13 protein-coding genes and 3 tRNA genes are annotated in these 15,405 nt (G+C 42.5%); 2 read left to right on the top strand and 14 right to left on the bottom strand.

Going from position 1 to position 15,405, the window contains the following annotated elements; genetic code table 11:
* The first annotated feature begins 63 nt into the window (after positions 1-63).
* A complete protein-coding gene (locus AC30SF_RS04420; RefSeq protein ID WP_489607685.1) occupies positions 64-1,035 on the top strand; it encodes a sigma 54-interacting transcriptional regulator in 972 nt (323 codons plus the stop codon).
* 159 nt (positions 1,036-1,194) lie between these two features.
* Here the strand turns inward: AC30SF_RS04420 and hfq are convergent, their stop codons facing one another.
* The 14 genes from hfq to AC30SF_RS04490 all read right to left on the bottom strand — a co-directional run bounded on the left by hfq (position 1,195) and on the right by AC30SF_RS04490 (position 14,194).
* The gene (hfq, locus tag AC30SF_RS04425; RefSeq protein WP_489607686.1) at positions 1,195-1,482 is read right to left on the bottom strand and encodes an RNA chaperone Hfq; all 288 of its coding nucleotides are present in this window, start codon (positions 1,480-1,482) and stop codon (positions 1,195-1,197) included.
* Between the two features lie 116 nt (positions 1,483-1,598).
* Positions 1,599-2,543 carry a tRNA (adenosine(37)-N6)-dimethylallyltransferase MiaA gene (gene miaA / locus AC30SF_RS04430; RefSeq protein ID WP_489607687.1) on the bottom strand — a complete coding sequence of 315 codons (945 nt, stop codon included), beginning with the start codon at positions 2,541-2,543 and terminating at the stop codon, positions 1,599-1,601.
* Between the two features lie 2 nt (positions 2,544-2,545).
* On the bottom strand, positions 2,546-4,393 hold the full coding sequence (mutL, locus tag AC30SF_RS04435) for a DNA mismatch repair endonuclease MutL (protein ID WP_489607688.1): 1,848 nt from the start codon (positions 4,391-4,393) through the stop codon (positions 2,546-2,548).
* A complete protein-coding gene (locus tag AC30SF_RS04440) occupies positions 4,393-5,730 on the bottom strand; it encodes a LysM peptidoglycan-binding domain-containing protein (protein ID WP_489607689.1) in 1,338 nt (445 codons plus the stop codon). Before AC30SF_RS04440 ends, mutL begins: the two co-directional genes overlap by 1 nt.
* A gap of 14 nt (positions 5,731-5,744) precedes the next feature.
* Positions 5,745-6,221: a tRNA (adenosine(37)-N6)-threonylcarbamoyltransferase complex ATPase subunit type 1 TsaE gene (tsaE, locus tag AC30SF_RS04445; protein ID WP_489607690.1), complete on the bottom strand. Its 477-nt coding sequence runs from the start codon at positions 6,219-6,221 to the stop codon at positions 5,745-5,747.
* A gap of 195 nt (positions 6,222-6,416) precedes the next feature.
* Positions 6,417-7,739, bottom strand: a complete 1,323-nt coding sequence (locus tag AC30SF_RS04450) for an ISL3 family transposase (protein ID WP_479744502.1) — start codon at positions 7,737-7,739, stop codon at positions 6,417-6,419.
* A gap of 159 nt (positions 7,740-7,898) precedes the next feature.
* On the bottom strand, positions 7,899-9,539 hold the full coding sequence (merA, locus tag AC30SF_RS04455; RefSeq protein ID WP_296026244.1) for a mercury(II) reductase: 1,641 nt from the start codon (positions 9,537-9,539) through the stop codon (positions 7,899-7,901).
* Positions 9,540-9,567: 28 nt separating this feature from the next.
* Complete coding sequence (gene merR, locus AC30SF_RS04460; RefSeq protein ID WP_001863748.1) at positions 9,568-9,960, bottom strand: mercury resistance transcriptional regulator MerR; 393 nt, start codon at positions 9,958-9,960, stop codon at positions 9,568-9,570.
* Between the two features lie 324 nt (positions 9,961-10,284).
* The gene (locus tag AC30SF_RS04465; RefSeq protein WP_489607691.1) at positions 10,285-11,589 is read right to left on the bottom strand and encodes a sodium ion-translocating decarboxylase subunit beta; all 1,305 of its coding nucleotides are present in this window, start codon (positions 11,587-11,589) and stop codon (positions 10,285-10,287) included.
* Positions 11,590-11,599: 10 nt separating this feature from the next.
* The gene (gene oadA / locus AC30SF_RS04470; protein WP_489607692.1) at positions 11,600-13,378 is read right to left on the bottom strand and encodes a sodium-extruding oxaloacetate decarboxylase subunit alpha; all 1,779 of its coding nucleotides are present in this window, start codon (positions 13,376-13,378) and stop codon (positions 11,600-11,602) included.
* Positions 13,379-13,394: 16 nt separating this feature from the next.
* Positions 13,395-13,661: an oxaloacetate decarboxylase subunit gamma gene (locus AC30SF_RS04475; protein WP_296026251.1), complete on the bottom strand. Its 267-nt coding sequence runs from the start codon at positions 13,659-13,661 to the stop codon at positions 13,395-13,397.
* A gap of 244 nt (positions 13,662-13,905) precedes the next feature.
* A tRNA-Lys gene (locus AC30SF_RS04480) sits at positions 13,906-13,981 on the bottom strand.
* A gap of 49 nt (positions 13,982-14,030) precedes the next feature.
* Positions 14,031-14,117 (bottom strand) — tRNA-Leu (locus tag AC30SF_RS04485).
* Position 14,118: 1 nt separating this feature from the next.
* A tRNA-Gly gene (locus AC30SF_RS04490) sits at positions 14,119-14,194 on the bottom strand.
* Positions 14,195-14,488: 294 nt separating this feature from the next.
* On the opposite strand from AC30SF_RS04490, the gene metF reads away from it, so the two are divergent.
* The gene (gene metF / locus AC30SF_RS04495; protein ID WP_295976630.1) at positions 14,489-15,373 is read left to right on the top strand and encodes a methylenetetrahydrofolate reductase; all 885 of its coding nucleotides are present in this window, start codon (positions 14,489-14,491) and stop codon (positions 15,371-15,373) included.
* The last annotated feature ends 32 nt before the right edge of the window (positions 15,374-15,405 follow it).

Below are 15,405 nucleotides of genomic sequence, written 5' to 3' on the forward strand. Positions count from 1 at the left end.
AGGCGTTGGCGATTTTTCTTCATCAGGTTATTATTAGGCCGTTTTTCAATTTCTGAGACGTATATGACAACTTCAAAAAACACCGAACCTTTTGCACAAATTGTCAGCCAAAATCCACGAATGCAAGAGGTGATTGAGAAAGCGAAAAAGTTTGCTTTGCTGGATGCTCCTTTGCTCATTCAAGGCGAAACCGGTACGGGCAAAGAGGTGATCGCAAAGGCGTGTCATGATTTTAGCGAACGTCGTGATCATGCGTTTTTGGCTGTCAATTGTGCCGGCATTCCGAGGGAAGATGCAGAAACGGAGATGTTTGGGCGTCGAAATAAAGACGGTGAATTTATCGGTTTTTTTGAATATGCCGATGGTGGTACCGTTCTGTTAGACGGGGTAGAGGAGTTGCCGTTGACCTTGCAGGCGAAGTTGTTGCGTTTTTTGAGTGACGGCACGTTTCGTCGTGTGGGGGAGGAAGAGGAACGTTATGCCAACGTGCGGGTGATTTGTACTGCCCAACAGCCGTTACAACATTATGTAGAGCTAGGCAAAATGCGCAGTGATTTGTTTCATCGGCTGAATGTGTTGAGTTTAACGTTGCCTTTGCTGCGTGAGCGTCAGGAAGATATTGCGCTGTTAAGCCATCAGTTCATTCAAGAAATTAGTGAAAAACTCGGCATTTTTCCACCGTACTTAGATGAGCATCTCTTGCGATATTTACAAGACTATCCTTGGCCGGGCAATCTTCGTGAGCTTTATAATGCCTTATATCGTGCCTGTTCTTTATGCCAAAACAACCGGTTGAAGATTGAGGATTTAGGATTAGCGCCACAAAATTCCCATGGGCAGGAGACAGCGTCGTTTATTGATGAATTTATCACAGAAGACAGTACGTTGGATGAGATAGTTGGGCGTTTTGAGGCAGCGGTACTTCATAAATTTTATGCAAAATATCCCAGTTCCAGAAAACTGGCCACTCGCTTGGGGGTATCTCATACGGCAATTGCCAATAAATTACGTCAATACGGTATTGGAAAATCGTAATTGTTTGGCTGAGGTAGTGAATGGCGCGATCTAACATGAGAGGCGGAGATTGGCGGAAGGGTGAAAGAAAAAATGCGGTGAACACGTTAAGAATTCACCGCATTTTTAGTTTAAGTTAACACAGTCTGATGCCGTTTAATGCAGTTCTATACTATTTAATTATTCTGCTGGCTCATCCGTGTTGGTTTCTACAGAAGAAAGCGCTTGTTGGCTTGGTTGCTGTGGTGCGGTGTTATGATGTCCTACCGTCCGTGCCGGCACAACAGTTGAAATCGCGTGTTTATAAACCATTTGATTGACAGTGTTCTTTAATAAAATCACGAATTGGTCAAACGATTCGATTTGCCCTTGTAATTTAATGCCGTTGACTAAATAAATTGAAACAGGAATACGTTCACGACGTAATGCATTCAAGTAAGGATCTTGTAGAGATTGTCCTTTTGCCATTTTTCTTTCCTTCTTTTTGTAAAAAATGATGAATTAAAACAATACAGCAAGCTGTATGCCTCCGCGAATCAATATAGCAACAATTATACTGAAAGTCACTAGGCGCAATCTGTGTTTTACGCTTTCGTTGAAACCGAGGTTAATACTTTTTCAAGGGCTTGAGCCGGTTGCAAACTATCCAACCATTGAATCGGTGATGTCCAACCACGTAGCCAAGTGATCTGGCGTTTTGCTAGTTGGCGGGTGGCGCAGATACCACGAAAAACCATCTCATCGTGATCATAATCACCGCGTAAATATTCCCACATTTGGCGATAACCCACGCAGCGAATAGACGGCAGGTTCTCGTTTAAGTCGGGACGACGGTACAATTTTTCGACCTCTTGCTGAAAACCAAGTTCAATCATTTTGTGAAAACGTTGCTCAATTCGACGATGTAAGACCTCTCGTTGTTCCGGTGCAATCGCAAATTGCAGAATGTCATACGGCAAGGCTTCGCCTTTTTGTGCCGTTAATTCCGTTAAGGTCTTACCAGTTAAATAAAAGACTTCTAATGCGCGGTTAATCCGTTGCGAGTCATTCGGGTTAATACGTTGTGCTGAAATTGGATCGATTTTACTGAGTTCTTGATGTAATCCACCCCAACCGATAAGTGCTGCTTTTGCCTCAATTTCCGACCGCACTTTTTCGTCAGCGGAGGGGAGGGGCGACAGACCTTCCAATAAGGCTTTGTAATACAACATTGTGCCGCCCACCAATAAGGGAATTTTGCCTTGTGCGCTAATCTCTTGCATTTCGCGTAAAGCATCTGTGCGGAAATTCGCTGCAGAATAACTTTCCGCCGGATCGCAAATATCAATTAAACGATGAGGTGCCAGTGCCAGTTCGGCTTTTGAGGGTTTCGCCGTGCCAATGTCCATGCCGCGATAAATCAGGGCAGAATCGACGCTGATAACTTCGACGGGCAATTGTTGGCGCAACTGAATAGCCAAATCCGTTTTACCGGAGGCGGTTGGCCCCATTAAAAAAATCGCTAAAGGTTTGTGTTCTGAATGCTGCATAGTTAGCGGGTTAATTGAGTTAAATAAGGCTGCCAGTCAATTTCTACCAGTAAATCTAACAGGCGAATTTGCTGCTGTTTCGCGAGTAACTGTTCTGTTTCAGTCAGTAAATTTACCGCATCGGCAAGCACGGTGATTGGCGCTGATTCCAACGGGGCTAAAAGTGCGGTCAAAAATTCAGGTAAATTTTTGAAAGATTGATTTAATAACGACACAATCATGTGTTGTAAGTTTTGTTGGCGCAAATGTACCGATACTTTTTGTAACGTGATTTTGTGTTGCGCCGCTTCTTCCATAAACACAAAGCCGATTTGCTCGAAAAAGGCTTTTTGTTGAAGCCATGCCTGCCATTGCGCATCTGATAAACGGAAAATAATCGGAATCAACAATGGCTGGGAAGTCGGCGCTAAAGTTAAATTTAACGTTTGTTTTAGCTGTTGCAAACGCGCAAGTGAGAGCAAGTAAAAGCGTTGTTCTTGCTGTAATAACAAGGCTTCATGTTGGATTAATGCAAGGGCGTGCAAGAAATGGGTATTTGGCTTTTTGACTTCGGTTACGTTGGTTTGCACGTGTTTTTCCGAAGATGCCCACAACGCGTCATGCGCCTCGAGTACCTTCGGTGTTATCGGCTCACGAGAGGCCGAACCACTATAAAAGTGCGGTGGATTTTTTTGCTGTTTTTGTGGTTCGTGATGTCTGTTTTCCCAGTAAGTATTCGCAGAATGAACTGTCGGCTGGGCAAAGATATTTTGGCCTGCAGCCGAACGATTAGGTTTTGTCTGTGTGGAAACTTCCCATACACCGGCGGGTTCTTCTACGCGATATTCTGTTGCAGGCGTATTCAACGGCATTGGCTCGGAGGCCAACGCATTGCTGATGCCTTGGGTGATGAAATCATGTACCAAACGAGATTGCTGGAAACGCACTTCATGCTTAGTAGGATGGACGTTCACATCAACATCGTTGGGATTGAGATCAATAAACAGCACAAAAGCAGGGTACTGCTCGTTGGTTAAATAGTCGGCATAGGCTTGTCGAATGGCGTGGGTAATGATTTTATCGCGCACCATTCGCCCATTCACATAACAATAATTGAAGTCATTTTGCGGACGATGAAAGTGGGGCGTAGCGACCCAACCGGACAAATGCAGATCATCGTGTTTCCAATCAATTTGCAACGCATTCTGAATAAAATCATCGCCACAAATCGCCGCAACTCGTTTTAATTTTTGTTCATTCGTAACCGCACTTTTGTATTGGCGTAACACTTTGCCATTATGCGTGAGGGTAAAACTGATATTAAATTTGGCTAATGCAATACGGCGAATGACTTCATCAATATGAGAAAATTCGGTTTTCTCGGAACGTAAAAATTTGCGGCGGGCAGGGGTGTTAAAAAATAAATTTGCCACTTCAACTGTCGTTCCCACCGGATGGGATGCGGGTTGAATAGTCGTTTCCATGTCGCGACCTTGGGCGTACACCTGCCAAGCTTCATTTTGTTCTGCAGTACGAGAGGTGAGGGTTAAACGGGAAACAGAACTGATGCTGGCAAGGGCTTCGCCACGGAATCCCAAACTTAAAATGGCTTCCAAATCGGCAAGATCGGCGATTTTACTGGTGGCGTGACGGGCAAGCGCTAAAGCCAATTCTTCTTTGGCGATACCAATGCCGTTGTCGCGAATGCGGATAAGGCTTGCACCGCCGTTTTCAATATCAATTTGAATTTTATCGGCACCGGCATCCAGGCTGTTTTCCACCAATTCTTTTACCACCGAAGCAGGGCGTTCTACCACTTCTCCGGCAGCAATTTGGTTGGCTAATTGTGGCGATAAAATACGTATGGTCATTATTTCTTCCCTGGATTATCGTCAAGCAGTTGGATTTTTTGTCCGCTGAATACTTTGCCGTCTTTTAATTTAGGATTTAATTTCAACAGTTTATTCGGTGAAACTTTATATTCACGCGCGATGGAGTAAAGGGTTTCATCTTGCTTGACAATATGAAATTTCGGCATGGCTTTTTTCACATCCGACGGGTTGTTTTCGGACGTTTTAGTGGCTTTATCAGCAGCCGCACGTGAATTTTTTACGTCTTTCCCTTGTGCAAGTTTATTCATTGACTCTGTTTTATTTGTCTGTGCTTTTTTATTCTCGGCTTCCGGTTTTGCAGTTGCCGGAATTTTAAGGGTTTCGCCCACCAAGAGTTCTTTCCGCGTTAATTGATTTAACGCCAAAATCGCTTTAGCGGAGACGTGATATTTTTCGGCAAGCTTACTCAACGCCTCCCCATCCTTAACTTTATGACGAATGCCACTATCTCGAATGTCCGGTGCGTTAATGTCAGCGGTTTTGTTTTCAAGTGCGGTAGATTTTTCCGGTGTTTTTTCCTTGCTATCCTCAACGATTCTCGGTTCATTTCTGAAGTGCTTACGACGATATTCCACTAAACCGTTATAAATCGCTTTGGCAATTTGCTTGCGATAGGCGGAGGTGCTGAGCTTGAGTTCTTCTTCTGAATTTGATAAAAAACCGGTTTCCACCAAAATAGACGGAATGTCCGGAGAACGTAAAACACCAAGGCTGGCATGGCGTGGTGTTGCACGATTTAGCGAGGCGATCTGGGAAAAATGGCGCAAAACAATGCTACCTAATTCATAGCCGACACGTTGACTGTGACCAAATTGCAGATCCAACACCGTTTGATCTAAATACTTTTCATTGTGGGAGGCCAATACGCGACCTGCACCGCCTAATAATTCTGAGCGTTTTTCATGATCTTCCAACCATTGTCCCATTTCATCGTTGGCGCGACGATTCGACAACACCCACACGGAAGCGCCTCGTAAATTGGACGCTTCGGAAGAGTCGGCGTGAATTGACACCAAATAATTGGCTTTGTATTTTCGTGCGATTTCCGAACGTTCCGGCACCGAAATATAGTAATCACCGTTGCGGGTTAATACTGCACGGAACGAGGGATCTTTATCCAACAAGGCTTTGAGTTCCTTGGCGATAGATAGCGTGACATTTTTTTCATAAATTTTGAGGTTACGCCCGATAGCACCGGGATCTTTGCCACCATGACCGGGATCGATAGCAATCGTCCAAGTATTAGCTGAGGCGAGTGTCGCCCAAAAAAGAAGACCGTATATCAGAATAAATCTCATTATATTTGTGATTTTCATGTGCGATAACATTGCTAAGTAAGTTGTTGGATGATTTGTTGCCCCATTGTAGATTGAGCGACTAATTCGATATTTCGTGCATTTTCTGCATAACCAATATTAACCAGCAAATCCGGTGGAGACAGAAGATCTGCCCCTTTTTCTGCCCATTCAATTAAGCAAATCGTGTTGTCTGCGAAATAATCACGAATGCCCATAAATTCCAATTCTTCCGGATCAGACAAGCGATACAAATCGAAGTGGTAAATGATTTTCTCGCCGATGGCATATTCCTCCACTAACGTATAGGTTGGGCTTTTCACATTGCCCGAATAACCTAATCCTTGAATCATGCCACGGCTTAAGGTAGTTTTACCTGCGCCAAGATCGCCGTTTAAATAAAGCGTAACGTTTTGCTGACTCGGAAGTCGGCAGATGGCGTTGATAAGCTGATTGCCAAAAGCACACATCGCATTTTCATGAGGAATATATTGCGTAAATCTTTCTGTCATGGCGGTATTTACTGGGAAAAAATAGGGCTAGATTGTACCGCACTTTCACTGATTTATGTAGTTTTCCGGCGGCAAGTGAATGATTTTTCTTTGGTTTGTTGCAATAAACCTATCATGTTGCGTCTTGAAAGGGAGACGTATCAATAAAAGTGCGGTTGTTTTTTGGGGTATTCGGATTTTATGGTGGAAAAGGGCTTATAAATCACCCTTCTCCAAATTCTTAATAAGTGTGGAAAAATCGACACCTAAGTTGTCTGTAATGTCGTGATCATTCACTTCATACCAATTGAAAGTATCGTATAACATAGCTTTATTGAAAGCACTTGAATTAAATCGTGGCTTACGCTTTTTATGGAGCTTCTCATTGAAAAGGATTTTGGCTCGTAAGGCATCAAACGAGTAACCTCTACCCATTCGCTCTACCTGCCTAATAATGCTGTTAATTGACTCCGTATAAGCATCAGTGAGCCTTTTATCAAAGTAGTTGAATATTTCAACATGCCAGTTGTCTACGGCTCTCACGAGGTCTTTATATGCGTCTTTAGAGTTGCTGGACATACAACGGTGTCTCCATTGACTATAACGAAGATGACCTTCATCTGGATCAGGAGTATCCCATATCCAGTAAAACTCTTCTTTGAGTTCATAGGCTTCTTTTAAAGCAGGAAGATTACCTAACCAAGTATCTAAGAGGAATGATTCACGTTCATTTAGATCGTGTTTACGCTTTAGAAGGATAAACCTTTCACGCATAAGGGTACGTCTTTCTTTTTGGCTCATATGGGCTTTCAAAGACTTTCTGACGTTATCTAAGGCTTGATTAGCCATTCTAACTACATGAAACTTATCTACGACAACTTTAGCGTGTGGAAGGATAGTGTTCACTGCGTCTTTGTAGGGCTTCCACATATCCATTGTGACGTACTCAATGTAAGTCCTGTCACTGATTTCTGAAAGACGTTGGATGACTGTTTCCTTGTTACGGTTAGGCTTGATGTCATAAATAGTCCTGCGTTCAATATTAGTCAATACAAGCCGAGGTCTACGGATAATATGTATCTCGTCTATCCCAAGCCACTTAGGAGTTTCAAACTGGTATTCACGTTCTTTGAGTGCCACATAGTCCTTAAAAACGTTCCTAATGGTTTTCTCGTCAACACCAACGCTTTCTGCGACTTCTACAAAGGTCTTAGACATGGATTGCTCTTGAATGGACTTTAAAAGCCTTTTGGTCATACTACGCTTTTCATCTACAGATATTAGGCGTTCCCAGAAGGTAGATCCGCATTCACGACACTTGTATCGTCTACGGTTCAATTGTAAGCCCACTCGCTTTAAACGAATGGGCAAATCCATAATTAGTTGATTTCTTGAACTGTGTTTGTACAACTTGTCAAAACCACATTCAGGACAACGTTCAGGTGGTCCGACTGCTTCAACTTTAAACATCATATCGGTTTCATTTTCTTGTGGCGGTTCTATTGTTTTAATGTCTGGTAGGGATAATAAGTCTGACATATTATTCATCCTTTATTACTCTGCGGTGTTAAGGTATCAATTATAGATTTGATGTCGAAATCATCAGTGTTAAATTATTTTTGTGACCACAAATTCACTTAGAAAATCCCTTAAAGCATTAGCTGGTTCACTTGAATAGGGAGTTGTAAAAAAGTTCCCTTAGCCTGCACAACAAGATAATTTCGAAATATCTTTATCGAACGTAAGTGCAACTAATTTTAGCCCTTCAGCCATTGTTAAATATGGTGCTAGGGTTTCTGTTAAATCTTCTATCGTTAAGCCAAATTTAACAGCTAATGATGCTGCATAGATGACATCTCCTGCATTTTCAGATACAATATGAACCCCTAATACTTTTAGGGTTTCTGCATCTGCTACTAGTTTAAATACACCGGTTGTTTCACGGTTTACAATTGCTCTTGGAACAGCATCTAAAGGTAATACAGATGTCTTCACATCATACCCTTTCTCTTTTGCTTGTTCTTCTGTTAAACCAACCGTTGCAACCGTCGGATTCGTAAACGTAACAGCAGGAACTACCGATAAATCTATTTTTTTGTTTAATCCACCAATAGCATTATCAGTAATAATTCCACCTTCATAGGCTGCTACATATACAAATTGTGGTCCTAAAGTCACATCTCCTGCTGCATAAATCTTTTCATTACTTGTTTGACCAAAATCATTGATCAGGATTTCATTATTTTTTCCAGTTTCAACACCTGCTGCACTTAAATTTAAAGAATCCGTATTTGGTTTTCTTCCAGTGGCAACAAGTAACTGATCTGATTCAATGACTTCTCTACTGCCATTTACTGTTACGTAAACCCTTTTTATCTCTCCACTTTGTTCAACACGCTCAAAAGTTGCCCCTTTGACAAGGTTTATACCCTGTTCAATTAACGCTTTTTCAACTGACTCTGAAATCTCAGGATCATACTCCTTTAAAAGTCGCTCACTTCTTTGCATAAGCGTTATTTCTGAACCTAAATGATGAAATAGTTGTCCAAGCTCCATTCCAATGTATCCTGAACCAATTACAGTTAATCGTTTTGGTATTTTCTTTAACTCAAGAAGTGTTGTACTAGTTAAATAGTCCATTTTTTCAAGTCCTGAAATTTGGGGCAATGAAGGCGATGCACCTGTTGCAATTAAAAAGCGTTTTGCAGATAACTTTGCCCCATTGACCTCAACCGTACTAGCATCAACGAATTTTGCTTCACCTTTAATTAAATCAAAATTATATTCATCAATTAAATCCATATATTTTTGATTCCGAAGTTCGCTCACCAATTTATCCTTTTGCGTGATTAAACTAGCTAAATCCACTTCTCCAGCGGATGTTTGTAAACCTATAAACGGATTGTCTTTTGATAAATGATTGATTTCCCCTGCCCTAAGAAGAGTTTTTGACGGAACACAGCCAATATTCACACAGGTTCCCCCAACCGTTCCACGCTCAATCATTCCAACTTTTGCACCGTATTCTATAGCTTTAATTGCCGAAGAAAAGGCAGCAGCACCAGAACCAATAATAAGAAGGTCATAATTGTCTTCATTAATTAATGCCACGTTTTCTAGTGATGATACTTCTTCAATTTCTCCGGCTTGGTAATTTGCTTCATCAATCGCCTTTATTGCACTTTCAACCTCAATATCATCGGGCAGTTCAAATACTGCTTCACCACGACGATAACTAGACTCAATATTTTTAGCACCTATCTTTTCAAGTGCTGTTTCTACGTGTTTTTCACAACCCGTACAAGTCATTCCTGAAATGTTTACCTTAAATTTATTCATAAAAAAGCTCCTTTCGTTAATTAATCTCTCATGTTAATGTTTCTATTATTGGACACGAATGTAATTGCTTTTCATCTGGACATCGTTGTTTTAAGTCGTCTAACATAGTTTCAATTCGTTTTAAATCCTCTATTTGTTTTTGCACTTCCTTTTGTTTTTTAGAAACAAATTCGAACATATCTTGACAACGAACTTCATCTTTATCTACAACACCAAGTAATTTATAAATCTCGCTTAAAGAGAAACCAAGTTCCTGTATTCGTTTAATAAACCCAACACGCTTAACGTCATCATATGAATATATCCGATAACCAGCTTCCGTTCGGTGAGGTTCTTGTAATAAATTTTTTCGCTCGTAATATCTGATCGTTTCTTTATTAACTCCACATTTATCTGCAAACTCACTAATGCGATAAATCATCTTATTTCATCCCCTGAATATTATAAACCATGTACCATAGTACACGGTCAAGTAAATTGGACTATTTTATTTTTTTCCCAAAGTATCACTCGTATGTGATTGATACTTTTATATAATACTATTGATTATCCTAACATCCCACCAGAAAATCCGATTTAAACACCAGTTGTTTTTAAACTATTAAGAAAGTAATTCCACTATATATTCCGAAGACCCGTTTTTTGTAATGAATTGATGGGAAAGAAAAAAGCACGCCTGAGAATCGCGTGCTTTTTTACTTGGAATGAACCTAAAGTGCGGTGCTTTTTTGCCGCATTTTCAATGCTACATCATTGCACCCACATATTTCAACATCACTCCGGCGGCAATGGCGGAACCAATCACACCGGCAACGTTAGGTCCCATGGCATGCATGAGTAGGAAGTTTTGGTTATCTGCTTCCAGTCCGATTTTGTTGGAAACCCGTGCTGCCATGGGTACGGCAGACACACCGGCAGAACCGATGAGTGGGTTAATTTTATTTTTGCTGAATTTGTTCATCAATTTCGCCATTAATACACCGCTGCCGGTACCGATCCCGAAGGCAATCACACCAAGAATCAAAATACCCAAGGTTTGCGGTTGTAGGAATTTATCAGCGATGAGTTTAGAACCCACAGACAAACCAAGCACGATGGTGACGATGTTAATCAAGGCATTTTGCGTGGTATCGCTTAAACGTTCTACCACACCACTGACGCGCATGAGGTTACCGAAACAGAACATCCCGAGCAATGGAGCGGCATCCGGTAAAAGCAAACCAACGAGCAACAGCAAAATCACCGGGAATAACACTTTTTCACGATTGCTCACATGACGCATTTGTGTCATGCGGATCTTGCGTTCTTCTTCCGTGGTTAAGGCTTTCATGATCGGTGGCTGAATCAATGGCACTAACGCCATGTAGGAATAAGCCGCCACAGCAATGGCACCAAGCAATTCCGGCGCGAGTTTACTGGTGAGGTAAATCGCGGTCGGGCCGTCTGCACCACCGATAATACCGATGGAGGCCGCTTGTGGGAGCGTGAATTCGATAATACCGAAATAGTTCAATGCCAATGCACCGAGTACGGTCGCGAAAATACCGAACTGTGCTGCTGCACCAAGCAGTAACGTTTTCGGATTTGCCAATAACGGGCCGAAGTCTGTCATCGCGCCTACGCCCATGAAAATCACTAACGGCGCAATGCCATAACCGATAGCCACTTTATAGAACAACGCCAAGATCCCGGCGCTGTATCCCATATCCATCGACAAGGCTTCCAGTTGATTTACGGTAGAGCCGGAAGCTGTCGCAAGTGCAGTTTTAATGAGCACCGGATCAGCGGCGACACCTAATTTCGCAGCAATCACGGCAATTTGCTCCGGTGAACCAAGATGAAGCAAATTCTCTAATGCCGTCATGGCAAGCCCGGCTTCAGGAATGTTTGATAACAATCCACCAAAACCGATAGGCAATAACAGCAATGGCTCAAACTTGCGTGCGATGGCAAGCCACAAGAGGAGCAAGCTGATAACGATCATCACCGCTTGTCCCCATTGCAAATGGAACAGCCCCATACCCTGAATTAATGCAATAATGCTATCCATAGGTAACTCCTTAGACGAGGTTCATAACGGTATCACCCACCGCGACGGCATCGCCGGCTTTGACACAAATACTACGCACGGTACCGGCTTGTGCCGCTTTGACTTCGGTTTCCATTTTCATGGCTTCAAGAATGAATAACACATCGCCTGCCGCGACAGTTTGGCCTTCTGTTGCAACGACTTTCCAAATGTTACCCGCCATTGGCGCCGTTACCGGTGTGCCACCACTGGTTGGCGCTGGTGCTGCTGGTGCTGTGGTTGTTGCTACGTGTGAAATGTCGCCGCCTTCACTGACTTTCACCACAAAGGCTTTGCCTTCTAATTCCACGGTATAAATGGCGGAGCCAGAAGCCGCAGGTGTAGCTTTAGAAACAGGTTTATTTTCCACCGCACTTTCATTACCGGTTGGTGCCGGTTCAAAGGCTGCAGGGTTGTTGCGGTTTTCTAAGAATTTCCAAGCGATTTGAGGGAAAAGCGCCACGATTAAAGCATCGTCCACCGCGTTATCTGCTAATTTCACCCCTTTCGCTTTGGCTTGTTCGGCAACTTCAGCTTCAATTTTCGCCATTTCAGGCGCAATATGATCGGCAGGACGGTCAGTCACCGGAGCTGCACCTTCTAATACGCGAGCTTGTAATGCGCTATCTACCGGTGCAGGTGTTTTACCGTATTCACCTTTTAAAATACCGGCAGTTTCTTTCGCGATGGTTTTATAGCGTTCGCCGGTGAGCACATTAATGACTGATTGTGTGCCGACGATTTGAGAGGTTGGCGTCACAAGCGGAATGTAACCTAAATCTTTGCGTACGCGTGGGATTTCTTCTAAAACCAAATCCAATTTGTCGGAAGCGTTTTGTTGTTTTAATTGATTTTCCAAGTTGGTGAGCATACCCCCGGGTACTTGTGCCACTAAAATACGGCTATCTACGCCACGTAGCTGACCTTCAAATTTGGCATATTTTTTACGCACATTACGGAAATATGCGGCAATTTTTTCCAAGCGCGGAATATCTAAGCCGGTGTCATATTCGGTGCCTTGCAAGGTCGCTACCATGGATTCTGTCGCCGGATGACCGTAGGTGCCGGACATAGAAGAAATTGCGGTATCAATACCATCTACGCCCGCTTCAACGGCTTTTAACAGCGCCATTTCTGCCATGCCGGTAGTGGAGTGGCAATGTAAATGCAATTCGACATCAAAACGTTTTTTGATTTCGCGCACTAAGTCTGCCGCCGCCATTGGGTTCAAAATACCTGACATATCTTTAATCACCAAGCTGTCGATACCGATTTCCAATAATTGTTCGGTGGTATCGAGCCAAGTTTGCATGGTGTGTACCGGGCTGGTGGTGTAACTTAATGTCCCTTGTGCATGACCGCCGAATTTACGCACGGCTTGCAATGCCGCTTTCATATTACGAGGATCGTTGAGTGCATCAAATACGCGGAACACATCCATACCGTTTGCTACGCAACGTTCGACGAAACGTTCTACCACGTCATCGGCATAGTGGCGATAACCTAAGAGGTTTTGACCACGTAACAGCATTTGTAATGGGGTTTTCGGACAGGCTTTTTTCAATTCACGCAAACGTACCCAAGGATCTTCGCCTAAGAAACGAATACAACTGTCAAAGGTTGCACCACCCCAAGCTTCTAACGACCAATAGCCAATGTTGTCTAATTCTTGTGCGATCGGCAACATGTCATCAAGACGTAAACGGGTCGCGAAAAGCGATTGGTGAGCATCACGAAGTACCAGTTCGGTCATTTTAATTTTTTTAGTCATAGTAAAATCCTTATTTTTATTTGAACTGTTGGGTACGGCGATGGTGCGCGATAGCCGCTGCAATTACAGGGCGCAAACGCTCAAAATCGTCAGTAGGTGCCGCAGAAAGTGCGGTGGCATTTGAAGGCGTTTTGGGTGAGGGGAGAGGTTCGGGAAAAAAGCGGTTGATAAGTTTAGACATGAGTCCAATTGCCCAAATTAAAATGAGCAAAAAGACCAACACAAAGCCCATCCCTGAGAACATCAGATTAATTCCTTCACCGAAAAGTTCTGCTGAAGTCATTCGTTATATCCTTATATTTAATATGGGATTTTTATTTTATCTGAATTGTTTTAACAAAACTGTGATTGAGATCATAAATTAGAGACTTGAAGAAAGGTGGAATTTTATGTGTTTTTCAAGTGGGAGAGAGAGGATAATGCGCTTAGAGCAAATTTAAAGGAATGAGAATAGTGCGCATTAAAGCATTTTAATTTAGGAGATTAGGAGATATTGACTTGAATAATAGATTCAGAACGAGTAAATTTGGTGGGTCGTGAAGGATTCGAACCTTCGACCAACGGATTAAAAGTCCGCTGCTCTACCGACTGAGCTAACGACCCAACGATATGATTTATTTGGAGAATTTTAAAGGATAGATTGTATTTAAAATGGTGCCCGAGGCCAGACTTGAACTGGCACGCCTCGAAAGGCGAGGGATTTTAAATCCCTTGTGTCTACCGATTCCACCACTCGGGCTTGGAGCGGGAAACGAGGCTCGAACTCGCGACCCCGACCTTGGCAAGGTCGTGCTCTACCAACTGAGCTATTCCCGCATAATTATCTAGCAACGCTAAACAACGTGGCGCATTTTACGCATTTATGAATGGGAGTCAAATAAAATTTCTAAAATTTCAATCAACTGCTTAAAAAAAACTCAATTCATGCTGTTTATGAAATAAAGGCACAATTTTTATGACTTCTTTAGGTGATCTTTGGTTAAATGACATCATCCTTATTATTTTTATGAATTAAATTCATAAAAATAATAAAATATTTAAAATTGACACATATGCGCTTTCCGTTTAACTTACGGAAGTATTATTCTTGGCTATAAATAAGGGATTTTTATGAGTTATGCAAAAGAAATTGATAATTTAAACCAGCATTTAGCGAGTTTGGATGGCAAGATTAACGTTTCCTTTGAATTTTTTCCGCCGAAAAATGAAAAGATGGAAAATCTTCTGTGGGAATCAATTCATCGTTTAAAAGTGCTAAAACCTAAGTTTGTCTCTGTTACTTACGGCGCAAACTCCGGTGAACGGGATCGTACTCACAGTGTTGTTAAAAATATTAAACAGCAGACAGGGTTAGAGGCTGCGCCTCATTTAACCGGAATTGATGCCACACCCGATGAGTTACGCGCCATTGCCAAGGATTATTGGGATAATGGCATTCGTCGCATTGTTGCATTACGCGGCGATATCCCTCCAGGTTATAACAAGCCGCCTTTCTATGCCTCAGATTTAGTGGCGTTATTACGTTCCGTTGCCGATTTTGACATTTCCGTTGCGGCATATCCAGAAGTGCATCCGGAAGCGAAATCAGCACAAGCTGACCTGATCAATTTAAAAAGAAAGATTGATGCCGGCGCAAACCACGTGATCACGCAATTTTTCTTTGATATAGACAGTTATTTACGTTTCCGAGATCGCTGTGCTTCTATTGGTATTGATACGGAAATTGTGCCGGGCATTTTGCCGGTAACGAATTTTAAACAGTTACAAAAAATGGCGTCTGTTACAAACGTCAAAATTCCGGCGTGGATGGCAAAAATGTATGATGGCTTGGATGAGGATCAAACTACGCGTAATCTCGTTGCCGCCAGCATTGCCATTGATATGGTACGTGTGTTATCTCGTGAAGGCGTAAACGATTTCCACTTCTACACATTAAACCGCAGTGAATTAACTTACGCCATTTGCCATCTTTTAGGCGTTCGGGCGAGTCTTTAAGTCCCCGTAAATAAAGTGCCACAGTTAAGTGG

It is taken from the genome of Aggregatibacter valvarum (assembly GCF_980468985.1).

Coding starts and splice junctions, on each gene's coding strand:
- AC30SF_RS04420 (WP_489607685.1), top strand. CDS start 64: ATGACAACTTCAAAAAACACCGAACCTTTTGCACAAATTGTCAGCCAA.
- hfq (WP_489607686.1), bottom strand. CDS start 1,482: ATGGCAAAAGGACAATCTCTACAAGATCCTTACTTGAATGCATTACGT.
- miaA (WP_489607687.1), bottom strand. CDS start 2,543: ATGCAGCATTCAGAACACAAACCTTTAGCGATTTTTTTAATGGGGCCA.
- mutL (WP_489607688.1), bottom strand. CDS start 4,393: ATGACCATACGTATTTTATCGCCACAATTAGCCAACCAAATTGCTGCC.
- AC30SF_RS04440 (WP_489607689.1), bottom strand. CDS start 5,730: ATGAAAATCACAAATATAATGAGATTTATTCTGATATACGGTCTTCTT.
- tsaE (WP_489607690.1), bottom strand. CDS start 6,221: ATGACAGAAAGATTTACGCAATATATTCCTCATGAAAATGCGATGTGT.
- AC30SF_RS04450 (WP_479744502.1), bottom strand. CDS start 7,739: ATGTCAGACTTATTATCCCTACCAGACATTAAAACAATAGAACCGCCA.
- merA (WP_296026244.1), bottom strand. CDS start 9,539: ATGAATAAATTTAAGGTAAACATTTCAGGAATGACTTGTACGGGTTGT.
- merR (WP_001863748.1), bottom strand. CDS start 9,960: ATGATTTATCGCATTAGTGAGTTTGCAGATAAATGTGGAGTTAATAAA.
- AC30SF_RS04465 (WP_489607691.1), bottom strand. CDS start 11,589: ATGGATAGCATTATTGCATTAATTCAGGGTATGGGGCTGTTCCATTTG.
- oadA (WP_489607692.1), bottom strand. CDS start 13,378: ATGACTAAAAAAATTAAAATGACCGAACTGGTACTTCGTGATGCTCAC.
- AC30SF_RS04475 (WP_296026251.1), bottom strand. CDS start 13,661: ATGACTTCAGCAGAACTTTTCGGTGAAGGAATTAATCTGATGTTCTCA.
- metF (WP_295976630.1), top strand. CDS start 14,489: ATGAGTTATGCAAAAGAAATTGATAATTTAAACCAGCATTTAGCGAGT.